Genomic DNA, 12,680 nt, shown 5'->3' with positions numbered 1-12,680 from the left:
AGATGGAAACGATTCGATTAACGACAGCTCAAGCATTAATTAAATTTTTAAATCAACAGTATGTTCATATCGATGGTGAAGAATTTCCGTTCGTGGAAGGCATCTTTAATATTTTCGGTCATGGCAATGTATTGGGGATTGGTCATGCTTTAGAGCAAGATCCTGGCCACCTAAAAGTGTATCAAGGGAAAAACGAGCAAGGGATGGCGCATACGGCGATTGCGTACAGCAAGCAGATGCTTCGTAAGAAAATCTATGCGATTACTACATCAAGTGGGCCAGGGTCAGCCAATCTAGTAACAGCTGCTGCAACCGCCCTTGCTAACCAAATTCCAATTTTACTACTCCCGGCTGATACGTATGCGACGAGACAACCAGACCCTGTATTGCAGCAGTTTGAACAAGAACAAAGCATCGCCATTACGACAAATGATGCCTTGCAGCCAGTATCTCGCTACTGGGATCGAATTACACGCCCAGAGCAACTTATGTCAAGCTTAATTCGCGCTTTTGAGGTCATGACCGACCCAGCCAAAGCGGGCCCTGCGACAATTTGTATTTCACAGGATGTCGAAGGGGAAGCGTTTGATTATGATGTGAGATTTTTTGAGAAACGCGTACATTATATTGACCGAAAGCTTCCTAGCGAACGTGAGCTGAAAGGTGCGGCTGATCTTATTAAGAAGAGCAAGCGACCGTTGCTCGTTGTTGGTGGTGGTGCGAAATATTCGGAGGCTAGAGAGGCGCTTATCGCATTCTCTGAGGCTTTCAATGTACCGTTAACAGAGACGCAAGCAGGGAAATCTGCGGTAGAGGCTTCCTTTAAAAATAATCTAGGTGGGCTCGGAATCACAGGAACGTTAGCAGCGAATAAGGCGGCCCAACAGGCAGATCTCGTGATCGGGATCGGGACTAGATTTACAGATTTTGCGACCTCATCGAAAACGCTGTTTGACTTCGAAAAGGTGAAATTTGTAAATATTAATGTGAGCCGCATGCAAGCATACAAGCTCGATGCATTTCCTGTCGTGGCAGATGCCAAGAGAACATTGGAAGCGTTAGTGCCTATGCTTGAAGGATATAAGAGTGAATATGGTGATGACATTGGCCAACTAAAAGCCGAATGGTTAAAGGAACGAGAGCGACTCGGGAAGGTAACGTTTGATCGGGAGCGATTTGAACCAGAAATAAAAGGTCATTTCACTCAAGAGGTGATGAATGAGTACGCCGATGCTCTTCAAACAGAATTTGCGCAAACGACCGCTTTGCTAACCATTAATGAAACAATCGACCCGGACAGTGTGATCATTTGCGCTGCCGGCTCTCTTCCAGGTGATTTGCAACGACTCTGGCACGCTGAAGTTCCGAATACGTATCACTTAGAATACGGCTATTCGTGCATGGGCTATGAAGTGTCGGGTACATTAGGGCTGAAGCTGGCAGAACCGAATAAAGAAGTATATGCGATCGTTGGCGATGGTAGTTTTCTCATGCTTCACTCCGAGCTGGTGACGGCGATCCAGTATCATAAAAAAATAAACGTCCTTCTGTTTGATAATTCAGGTTATGGTTGCATTAACAATTTGCAGATGGATTTTGGTGGTGGTAGCTACTTCTGTGAATTCAGAACGGCTGACGAAAAGATTTTACACGTTGATTATGCAAAAGTGGCGGAAGGATACGGGGCCAAATCGTACCGCGTCAGCACGGTTGAGGAGTTAAAAGCAGCGTTAGAAGATGCCAAGAAACAAGAGTGCTCCACGTTGATCGACATTAAAGTACTTCCGAAAACGATGACAGATGGCTATGATGGCAGCTGGTGGAACCTCGGTGTTTCCGAAGTGTCTGATCGTGAAGGAATCCAGCAAGCATACGAGCTAAAGCAAGAAAAGTTAACGCGGGCGAAGCAGTATTAATGGAGGTGGCGTCAATGGCGGATCAAAAGATTTTATGGGGAATCGCTCCAATCGGATGGCGCAATGACGATATTCCTGAAATAGGTGCGGGCAATACGTTGTCCCACCTCTTGAGCGATATCGTCGTTGCCAGGTTTCAAGGAACAGAAGTGGGCGGTTTTTTTCCGGATGCAAAAACATTAAACAAAGAGCTTGAACTTAGAAACTTGAAAATTGCTGGTCAATGGTTTAGTAGCTACCTCATTCGTGATCCATTTGAAAGCGTTTCAAAGGAATTTCATGCTCATTGTGCGTATCTTGAGGAAGTGGGCGCTTCCGTAGCTGTTGTGTCAGAGCAAACGTACAGCATTCAACAGTCCGAGCAAAACATTTTTACGGAAAAGCCGATGTTTACAGATTCGGAGTGGCTAACCTTATGTGAAGGGTTAAACGAATTAGGGAAGATTGCCCAGCGATACGGCTTAACGCTAGTGTATCACCACCATATGGGGACTGGCGTACAGACGTTAGCAGAGGTTGATCGCCTACTGGAGAATACAGATCCAACACTCGTCTCTCTTTTGTACGATACTGGTCATATTTACGTTTCGGACAATGACTATATGCTCCTCTTGACAAAGCATCTCGACCGGATCAAGCACGTCCATTTTAAAGATGTACGAAGCGATATCTTAGCAAAATGTCAAGAGCAGGGTCAATCGTTTTTGCAGTCATTCTTAGCCGGAATGTTTACCGTCCCTGGGGATGGATGTATTGATTTTACAAAGGTGTACGATGTTCTACTTACTCGTGATTATAGAGGGTGGATCGTCGTGGAAGCGGAGCAAGATCCAGCCAAGGCTCATCCCCTCGAGTATGCGCTAAAGGCGAGACAGTATATCGATGAAAAGTTACTTACAACCGATGAGATGAAGGAGAGGATCTAATGACACTACGCTTCGGAGTGATTGGGACGGGAGCGATTGGCCGGGAACATATGAAACGAATTGAGAACAAGCTATCAGGCGGGAAAATTGTTGCAGTAACCGATGTGAACCAGGAGGCCGCTAAACAAGTGGTTACGCAAATGAAGCTAGAGGCAGATGTTTACCCAGACGATCGCTCGCTCGTTGCCGCAGACAATGTCGATGCCGTCCTTGTAACAAGCTGGGGACCTGCCCATGAAGCGAATGTATTAGGTGCGATTGAGGCAGAAAAATATGTGTTTGTGGAAAAGCCCCTTGCGACGACAGCGGAAGGGTGCATGAAAATTATTGAAGCTGAAATGAACCACGGAAAGCGTTTGGTTCAAGTTGGATTTATGCGCCGTTATGACAAAGGCTATGTGCAATTAAAGAAAGCGATCGATGATCATTTTATCGGTGAGCCGTTAATGGTTCGTTGCGCCCATCGCAACCCAGAAGTAGGGGAAAGTTATACAGATGATATGGCGATCCATGATACGTTAATCCATGAAATAGATGTGCTCCATTGGTTGATCGATGATGAATATGAATCCGTGTCAGTCTCGTTTCCGAAAAAGACAAAGCATGCATTGCCTCATTTAAGAGATCCACGAGTGGTCACATTGGAAACGAAAGGCGGGGTGCTCATTACTGCGGAAGTTTTTGTAAACTGCAAGTACGGTTATGACATCCAATGTGAAGTGATCGGAGAAGAAGGAATTGCCAGCCTTCCTGAAGTGGATAGCATTTCGTTTAGAAAAAGAGCAACACTTGGGACCAACATTTTAATGGATTGGAAGCAGCGATTCATTGAGGCATATGATGTGGAGTTGCAACATTTCATCGATTCGATTAAGCAATCAGGTGAACCGAGCGGTCCGAACGCTTGGGATGGTTATGTTGCTGCAATCACGGCAGATGCTGCATTAAAAGCGTCAAACTCTGGGCAAAAACAATTCATTTCACTAAAAGAGAAACCTGCATTTTACAGTGTGAAAAAGGAGAATGCACATGAAGCTATGCTATAATCAAGCAACCACATTGGAAAACTCTAACTTAGTAAAGGATTTGGAATATTGCGAAAAGAACGGCTATGATTACATTGAAATTCGGACAATGGATAAATTGCCTGAGTACTTAAAAGATCACACATTGGATGAATTGAAACACTTTTTTCAAACGAATCATATTAAGCCGTTGGCATTAAATGCACTCGTCTTTTTCAATAATCGTGATGAAGCTGGGTACAAGGAAATCATCACCGAATTTAAAGGGATGATGGAGACAGCCAAAGCGCTCAACATCCCTTATGTGGTCGCTGTGCCGCTCGTGACAGAGGAAAAGATTTTAAAAAGTGAGATCAAGAGAAGCTGCGTGAACGTTTTGACCGAGCTATCGGAAATAGCCAAAACGTATGGTGTGAAGGTGGCACTTGAATTTATCGGACACCCGCAATGCACGGTTAACACGTTTGGTCAGGCGTATGAAATCGTTGAAGCGGTAGGGCGAGATAATATTGGCTTAGTGCTCGATTGCTTCCATTTCCATGCTATGGGATCAAACATTTCAGATCTAGAGAAAGCGGACATTTCGAAGATCTTCATTTTGCACATGGATGATACAGAAGATTTTCCCGTTGGCTTTTTGACCGATGAAGATCGTGTGTGGCCAGGACATGGCGCTATTAATCTTGATCAAATGTTATCGATTTTAAAAGAAAAAGGCTATTCAGGGGCTGTATCTGTTGAGTTGTTTAGACCAGAATATTACCAGTTGAGTGCAGAAGAGGCGATAAAAACAGCAAAGGATACGACAGTGGAAGTTGTTTCAAAGCACTTTACACTAGAGACGACAAAATAAACCATGCGTACTTATAAGTAGGAGAGGTGCTAACGGTGGCGCTCGTATCAATGAAAGAAATGCTAAAGAAAGCAAAGGCAGGTCATTATGCGGTCGGTCAGTTCAATTTAAATAACTTACAGTGGGCGCAAGCGATCTTACAAGCGGCTGAAGAAGAGCAGGCTCCAGTAATTGTCGCAGCGTCAGACCGACTCGTCGATTTTTTAGGAGGGTTTCAAACGATCACCTCCATGGTTAATAGCCTTTTGATCGAAATGAAGATTACTGTTCCGGTCGCCCTCCATTTGGATCATGGCATGACGATCGACCGATGCAAACAAGCAATCGATGCAGGTTTTACGTCGGTTATGATCGACGGTTCTCATTCACCAATTGAAGACAACATTGCGATGACAAAAGAGGTAGTTGCTTATGCCCAGCCGCGCAATGTTTCAGTTGAAGCAGAGGTTGGAACGGTCGGTGGTATGGAGGACGGACTTATCGGTGGTGTCAAATATGCAGACCCGGATGAATGTGTCCGAGTGGTAGAGGAAGCAAACATCGACGCTTTAGCAGCAGCCCTAGGCTCTGTTCATGGACCATACCAAGGGGAACCAAAGCTTGGGTTTGAAGAAATGAAGGTCATTTCGGAGCGGACAGGTGTTCCTCTCGTCTTACATGGTGGCTCGGGGATCCCAGATTATCAAATTCGTAAAGCGATCCTGCTTGGTCATGCGAAAATCAACGTGAATACAGAGTGTTTACAAGCTTGGGCGCATGCAGTCCGAACGATTCTGACGAACGATCAAGACATCTACGATTATCGAGCGATTACAACCCCTGGTACCGAAGCGATTGTAGAGACGGTCAAGACAAAAATGCGGGAATTTCAAACGAGCGGTAAGGCTAAGGAACGTGTCTAATTCATTTATTGAAAAGAGGTTGGCGTGAAAAGAGCGCCAACCTTTTAGGTTTAAACCTTTCTCTTAATATGAGGGAAAGAGCTATTTTCGTATGCTTGTTATACGTGGGAGACTGTCTGCTGCTCGGCACCACAGGTCTGCCTTATGATTAGCTCATCTTTTAAGACGAATTTTTTCTTTTTGATCGACTCATTGTTGATTTGTTTTAGTAGCAGTTCCATCGCTTTTTTACCGATCGCATATTTCGGCTGATCGATCGTCGTTAAGCGGGGCTCCACCATCATGGCCATTTTAATGTTATCAAAGCCGATGATCGCCAACTCATTAGGGATGGATAATCCGCTATCTTTCGCGGCTTTCATCGCTCCCATCGCGATCTCATCATTGAAAGCAAAAATAGCGGTTGGAGGAGCTTCAAGTGCTAATAACTTCATTGTTTGATCATATCCTGATTCGAATGTGAGCTCTCCTTCTTGAATATAAGCGGAATCGATCGGAATATCGTGGCCGAGCATTGCTTGCCTGTAGCCTTTTAAACGATCGCGACTTAAAATAATATTCATCGGACCGGTAATGTGGGCAATTCGTTTATGACCGAGTTGTATTAAATGCTCCGTTGCTTTCCGGGCGCTGCTAATGTTATCGATTGAGACCGTTGGTACATCAAGGCCGTCCATATATTCACAAGCTAATACCATTGGAAAGTGTGCGGAGATGTCTTGGAGCTTCTCCTTATCGATTCGCGCGGTCAATAGCACCATCCCATCTACTTGCTTTTGGTGAAGTAAATTAATGTATTCCAACTCTCTGTTAATGTCATGCTCTGTATCGCCTAAAATGACCTGGTAGCCATGATCGATCGCCATGTGCTCAATTCCGCGTAGCACCTTGGAAAAAAAAGCACTCGTAATATCAGGGACAACCACGAGGATCATCTTTGTTTCCTGCGTTCTAAATTGTCTTGCCACAATATGGGGCTTGTAATTCACTTGGTTAATAACATCCAGGACTTTTTTTCTCGTTTCCTTGCTCACAAGTTCAGGGTTGCTTAGTACTCTAGAAACTGTGGCAGGCGAGACGTTTGCTAGTTTTGCAACATCACTCATTTTCATACGCGTCACGCACCTTTGCTAAAATAAAAAAGCGCTTACTTTTATTATAATATAGACATTCTTATCAATAGAATATTCAGACTACAATCGATTTCATAAAAGTTCAATTATATACTATTCATTTTATAGTATTTTGCTCCTTTTGCAAACAATGAATTCCCTAATTAAAAAAACGATCGTTTAAAAATTAACACACGGTTTCTCCGATGAAAATCTCCAGATGAAAAAAAGAGTGAAAAAGAAACCAAAACAGAAAACGATTTCAAAATGACAAAGGGCTATTAGAAGCAAGTATTGAAAAGGGTTGGCAATTGAAAAAATTAAAAAAATAGCTAAAAAAGCGTTTACAAAATGAGTCGATTCCTTTAGAATGAGACTTAGAAATCCCTATAACAATTGAATGAAATCGATTTCAAATATAGGGACTCCATTGAGGATCTACATTCTATACATGTCGAAGATCGTAAGAGAGAGGAGTTAGGATAATGGCAAACTTAGCAACAGGTGAGAAGCTAAAAAACTTTATCGGTGGTCAATGGGTGGAATCAGATTCAGGTAAAACTGAAGCTGTCCCCAATCCTGCCACAGGAGAAATCTTAGCCCACGTTCCTATTTCAAATCGAGAGGATTTAGATCGTGCAGTATCAGTGGCCAAGGAAGCCTTTAAAACGTGGGGGAAAACGCCAGTCCCAAGACGAGCGAGGGTTTTGTTTAAGTATCAACAATTGCTTGTAGAAAATTGGGAAGAGCTGGCGCGTCTCGTCACACTAGAAAACGGAAAAAGCTACAAGGAAGCATACGGAGAAGTACAGCGTGGAATTGAATGCGTGGAGTTTGCGGCTGGGGCTCCTTCGTTAATGATGGGGAAACAGCTCCCGGATATTGCCACGAACATTGAGTCTGGAATGTATCGTTACCCAATCGGCGTCGTTGGCGGAATTACACCATTTAACTTTCCAATGATGGTCCCGTGCTGGATGTTCCCGTTAGCGATTGCCTGCGGAAATACATTCGTCTTGAAGCCATCTGAGCGCACGCCACTACTTGCCAATCGTTTAGCCGAACTATTTACAGAAGCGGGTTTGCCTGAAGGTGTACTGAACATTGTACACGGGGCTCATGATGTCGTAAACGGTTTGCTTGAACATCCTGATGTGAAAGCGATATCGTTTGTAGGTTCTCAACCTGTGGCTGAATATGTTTACAAAACCGCTTCACAACATGGTAAGCGAGTACAGGCGCTTGCAGGGGCGAAAAATCATTCGATCGTCATGCCAGATGCCGATTTGGATGGGGCCGTGAATCAAATCGTGAATGCGGCTTACGGATCAGCAGGAGAAAGATGTATGGCAGCAGCTGTTGTCGTTGCAGTCGGTGAGGTAGCTGAGCCGTTAATGGAAAAATTACAGAAAGCAGTTAATGAGATTACGATTGGTAACGGCTTAGACGATGACGTTTTCCTCGGACCGGTCATTCGTGAATCTCATAAACAAAAGACAGAAAACTATATTGAGCTTGGAGAGAAAGAAGGAGCAACACTTGTGCGGGACGGTCGTAAAGACAATGTGTCAAAAGACGGATATTTCCTCGGGCCAACACTATTTGACAATGTGACGACGGAGATGACGATCTGGAAGGAAGAAATCTTTGCTCCTGTTTTATCGGTCGTTCGTGTGGAAAGCCTGGACGAAGCGATTCAGCTAACAAATCAATCTGAATTTGCTAACGGTGCGTGCCTTTACACGACTAACGGCAGCTCTGTTCGAAAATTCCGTGAAGAAATCGATGCAGGTATGCTCGGAATCAACTTAGGCGTTCCGGCGCCGATGGCCTTTTTCCCATTCTCAGGTTGGAAAAACTCGTTCTATGGCGACCTGCATGCGAACGGTACGGACGGTGTGGAATTCTATACACGCAAGAAAATGGTAACGGCTCGTTGGTAATCTGGTAAGTAGGTGCCATGACTGTTCATGGCACCTTTGGCTAGCCGTTTAGGTGGAGTGATGATTTGGTCGGTTCTGCATTCACTCGAAATAAGGTGATTTTTTATAGCGTTTCGTTCTTCCTTTGGTTTTCGCATTTTGTATATTTGCCGATCCTGTCACCGTACATCGAATTTCTCGGTGGAAAATATGTCTACATTGGACTTGTGTTAAGTAGCTATGGCTTTATGCAGTTCGTTTGTCGCTTGCCGATTGGCATTGTATCGGACCTGCTAAAACGAAGAAAGCCATTTATCATTTTTGGAATGTGCACAAGTGCTGCGAGTTGTTTTCTCTTCGCGTTAACGGAGCATTTAGGCTTTGTGCTCCTTGCTAGAGCGTTAGCAGGGGTCGCTGCAGCAACGTGGGTTGTGTTTACTGTTTTATTTTCAAGTTACTTTACGGATTCTCGTGTCCACGAAGCGATGAGTAGCATTTCCTTTATCGTCGTACTTGCACAGCTTCTCGGCATGATCGTAAGCGGTTTCATAGTGGATTCTCTCGGGTGGCATGCTCCATTTTGGATTGGGGGACTACTTAGCTTACTAGGGGCTACACTTGCACTACTCATATACGAACCAAACGTAAAGGCAGGAGCCCCTGTTCAGCTAGGTGATCTGTCTTCCGTGATCCGAGAGCCTCTTCTCTTAAAGGTGTCGTTTTTATCGATCATTGCCCATAGTATTATTTTTACAACCATGTTTGGCTTTCTCCCAACATATGCGACCCGTATTGGGCTAAACACACAGGAACTAAGCTTCGTCGTCTTTGCTTTTATGATACCCCATGCCATTGGAACCCTTTTTTTAGGGAATGTAATTGTCCCGCGTCTTGGAAAATGGAACGCATTAAACGTTGCATTTCTCGGTACGGTGGTGTTTACGCTCTTGACACCGATGATCGACACGAAGGTGCCGCTAATGGTCGTTCAAGGGTTCAACGGATTCTTCTTAGGAATTCTTTTCCCCCTCCTTTTAGGGATGTCGATCGAATCCATTGCCCGTGAAAAAAGGGCGACAGCGATGGGAGTGTATCAAGCGTTGTATGCTGTTGGGATGTTTACTGGCCCTTTTCTTGCAGGTGTTTTAAGCGCAAGCTTTGGCCTTGCGGTCGGTTTTTACTTTTGTGCAGGATTAGCGCTGCTGGCTAGCATCCTTGTATTTGTTTGGAAACGAAACGAAGAAAGGCAGTCTATCGAACGTTTTGACATGAGTGGCTAATCAAAAAGATTTATTGGAGGTTTTACGTATGAAAATTGCATTAGATCCGTATATGTATCGTCACTTGCCGATTCCGAAAATGGTCGATAAAGTAGCCGAGTTAGGCTATAAATATATTGAACTATCACCACGCGATGATTTCATGCCATTTTACAAATACCCACGGGTCGATAAAGCACGGATTAAAGAATTCAAAAAGGCTTTGAGTGATACTGGTGTTCAGCTTTCTTCCCTTTTACCGATGCAGCATTGGGCTGGTCCTGATGAGGAAGATCGGGAAGCGGCGGTGCGCAACTGGAAGCGGGTGATAGAAATCGCCGTCGAGATGGATGTTCAAGTGTTGAATACAGAATTTACCGGTCATAATGATAAACCGTACAAATGTGAGCAAATGTTTGTGCGTTCAATGGAAGAGTTAATTCCACTGTTCGAAAAAGAAGGTTTAGAGATTCATATTCAAGCCCATCCATTCGATTTTATTGAGCGCAATAATGAAGCAGTCGATCTCATTCGAGGCTTCGATAAAGATTGGCTCGGCTACTTTTATGCGGTCCCTCATACATTCTTTTACGATGATGGTAAAGGGGATATAGCGGCGATGCTAGACTATGCTGGCGATAAGCTAAAGCATATCAATATTGCCGACACGTACAATCATAAAGCATCGTCATGCTTGCGCTATGTCGTGAACCCACCGGGAGTCCATGCAACCGTGCACCAACATTTAGATATCGGCAAAGGGGATATTGATTGGGATGTACTGTTTTCAAAACTTCGGGAACTAAAATTTGACGGCATTGTCACATCGGCAGTATTCGGTGAGGAGCACCGTGCCGACGAATCGAGCCGCTTTATGCTCAAGCGTATTACGGAGGAGCTAGTCGATAAAAATGTAGGTGTCGTAGTTGAATAAAATAAGAGGCTGAGACCAATCTAGCCAAACGTAAGAAAAAAGGTTTGGATCATCAAAATAAAATGATCCGAACCTTTTTCTGTTGAACTAGGCCCATATCCTTGAGCTAGCCACATGCATACATTCAAGCTGTCCTTTTAAGGCGCCCTGAAAAATCCCCTTTTAATTCTCTTCCATCATGATAGGACAGTAAACCGAGTTTGTCTCATAACAAACGTTGAGATGAAAAAGTTTGTCATAAAGCCTAACAGCAAATCTCCCTAGGGAGAACGGTGACGATAAGATGAAAAAATCAATGGATAGCTGCTTATATTTTGAATTTCAGCGGAATCACCCAACGATTCGTTCGTAGATGATAACTAAATAAATCGATGAATTTTAGAGAAAGTAGCTAATGCCTAGAGCTACTTTTCTTTTTATACTATCAGAAAATATAAAACTTTTGCTTATCTTAACATGCTCAGAAAACTTATGAATGCAGGAGCGAATCAATATGAAGCGATTTGATTTAATCATTCGATCGTCTACGGTTGTCACGGAAACAACGACTTATCGAGCTGATGTTGCGATTCGCAACGGGATTGTGTCAGCCATTACCGAGCCTGGATCCATTTCAGGCGATGATGGCCCGGCAATCGACGGGACGGGTCTACACCTTTTTTCTGGCATGGTTGATGTCCACGTTCACTTTAATGAGCCTGGGAGAACGGAGTGGGAAGGGTTTGCATCTGGTAGTAAAAGCTTGGCGGCTGGAGGGGTCACCACGTATTTCGATATGCCGTTAAACAGCAATCCGCCAACAATTACGAGAGAGGAGTTAGACAAAAAGCGTCAATTAGCTAATGAAAAGTCTCTTGTAGACTATCGGTTTTGGGGCGGACTGGTGCCGGGAAATATCGATCATCTTCAGGACTTACACGACGGTGGTGTCATAGGCTTTAAAGCTTTTATGTCCGAGTGTGGCACGGATGATTTTCAGTTCTCGCATGATAAAACCTTACTGAAAGGCATGAAGAAGATTGCAGCGCTCGGCTCCATTTTGGCTGTTCATGCCGAATCAAACGAAATGGTGAACGCGTTGACGATCATTGCAATAGAGGAACAGCGGTTGACAGTGAAAGATTACAGTGAAGCTCGTCTGATCGTCTCAGAGCTTGAGGCAGTCGAGCGGATCTTGCGGTTCGCTCAGCTCACTTGCTGTCCGCTCCATATTTGTCATGTAAGTAGTCGAAAGGTTCTAAAAAGAATTAAACAAGCGAAGGGGGAAGGGGTAAACGTTTCGGTGGAAACGTGCCCACACTATTTGTTGTTTTCGCTTGATGAATTTGCTGAAATTGGCTATCTAGCCAAATGTGCTCCTCCGTTACGAGAGCGACAAGAAGTAGAAGATTTATGGGATGGACTAATGGCAGGAGAAATCGATCTAATTAGTTCAGACCATTCCCCATCGCTACCTCAAATGAAAACAGGCAAAACGATTTTTGAGGTGTGGGGCGGTATTGCCGGATGTCAGAATACATTGGCTGTCATGCTGACTGAAGGCTACCATAAACGAAAAATGCCATTGACACAAATTGTGCAACTACTATCGACAGAGCCAGCAAAGCGATTCGGACTCTATCCGCAAAAAGGAACGATTCAAGTAGGAGCCGAGGCCAGCTTTACGCTTATAGATTTAAATGAATCATATACGCTAGACGCAAGTGATTTGTATTATCGCCATCCGATCAGTCCGTATGTTGGTCAACGCTTTAGAGGGAAGGTAAAGCATACAATCTGCCAAGGTAAGCATGTTTACCAAGATCATTGAGTGAGAAAAGGGAGGAAGACA

Annotated in this window: 10 protein-coding genes; 9 read left to right on the top strand and 1 reads right to left on the bottom strand. The window is 44.1% G+C overall.

Annotated elements, in window-relative coordinates:
* Positions 1-2: 2 nt before the first annotated feature.
* Genes iolD through fba form a run of 5 tightly spaced genes read left to right on the top strand, consistent with a single transcriptional unit; the run spans position 3 to position 5,622 of the window.
* Positions 3-1,916 carry a 3D-(3,5/4)-trihydroxycyclohexane-1,2-dione acylhydrolase (decyclizing) gene (gene iolD, locus FED51_RS11860; protein WP_053431005.1) on the top strand — a complete coding sequence of 638 codons (1,914 nt, stop codon included), beginning with the start codon at positions 3-5 and terminating at the stop codon, positions 1,914-1,916.
* A gap of 14 nt (positions 1,917-1,930) precedes the next feature.
* Complete coding sequence (gene iolE, locus FED51_RS11855) at positions 1,931-2,842, top strand: myo-inosose-2 dehydratase (RefSeq protein ID WP_053431006.1); 912 nt, start codon at positions 1,931-1,933, stop codon at positions 2,840-2,842.
* Positions 2,842-3,888: a bifunctional inositol 2-dehydrogenase/D-chiro-inositol 1-dehydrogenase gene (iolG, locus tag FED51_RS11850; protein WP_053431007.1), complete on the top strand. Its 1,047-nt coding sequence runs from the start codon at positions 2,842-2,844 to the stop codon at positions 3,886-3,888. Before iolE ends, iolG begins: the two co-directional genes overlap by 1 nt.
* A complete protein-coding gene (gene iolI, locus FED51_RS11845) occupies positions 3,872-4,720 on the top strand; it encodes a 2-keto-myo-inositol isomerase (protein WP_053431008.1) in 849 nt (282 codons plus the stop codon). The genes iolG and iolI overlap by 17 nt, the downstream gene beginning before the upstream one ends.
* A gap of 35 nt (positions 4,721-4,755) precedes the next feature.
* The gene (fba, locus tag FED51_RS11840) at positions 4,756-5,622 is read left to right on the top strand and encodes a class II fructose-1,6-bisphosphate aldolase (RefSeq protein ID WP_053431009.1); all 867 of its coding nucleotides are present in this window, start codon (positions 4,756-4,758) and stop codon (positions 5,620-5,622) included.
* 98 nt (positions 5,623-5,720) lie between these two features.
* On the opposite strand, the gene FED51_RS11835 is transcribed toward fba, so the two are convergent.
* Entirely contained in the window at positions 5,721-6,734 is a 1,014-nt protein-coding gene (locus FED51_RS11835; RefSeq protein ID WP_053431010.1) for a LacI family DNA-binding transcriptional regulator, read from the bottom strand.
* Positions 6,735-7,219: 485 nt separating this feature from the next.
* Here FED51_RS11835 and FED51_RS11830 point away from each other — a divergent pair, with 485 nt between their 5' ends.
* The 4 genes from FED51_RS11830 to FED51_RS11815 all read left to right on the top strand — a co-directional run bounded on the left by FED51_RS11830 (position 7,220) and on the right by FED51_RS11815 (position 12,659).
* Positions 7,220-8,677 carry a CoA-acylating methylmalonate-semialdehyde dehydrogenase gene (locus FED51_RS11830; protein ID WP_053431011.1) on the top strand — a complete coding sequence of 486 codons (1,458 nt, stop codon included), beginning with the start codon at positions 7,220-7,222 and terminating at the stop codon, positions 8,675-8,677.
* A gap of 65 nt (positions 8,678-8,742) precedes the next feature.
* The gene (locus FED51_RS11825) at positions 8,743-9,936 is read left to right on the top strand and encodes an MFS transporter (RefSeq protein WP_233443820.1); all 1,194 of its coding nucleotides are present in this window, start codon (positions 8,743-8,745) and stop codon (positions 9,934-9,936) included.
* Between the two features lie 28 nt (positions 9,937-9,964).
* Complete coding sequence (locus FED51_RS11820) at positions 9,965-10,849, top strand: sugar phosphate isomerase/epimerase family protein (protein WP_053431013.1); 885 nt, start codon at positions 9,965-9,967, stop codon at positions 10,847-10,849.
* Between the two features lie 493 nt (positions 10,850-11,342).
* On the top strand, positions 11,343-12,659 hold the full coding sequence (locus FED51_RS11815; protein WP_053431014.1) for an allantoinase: 1,317 nt from the start codon (positions 11,343-11,345) through the stop codon (positions 12,657-12,659).
* Positions 12,660-12,680: the final 21 nt, after the last annotated feature.

Origin of the sequence: Halalkalibacterium halodurans (genome assembly GCF_005671335.1) — a bacterium.
Lineage (GTDB): Bacteria > Bacillota > Bacilli > Bacillales > Bacillaceae_D > Halalkalibacterium > Halalkalibacterium halodurans.
Note: the sequence above shows the minus strand (reverse complement) of the source record. Positions and strands in the feature narration are given on the sequence as shown.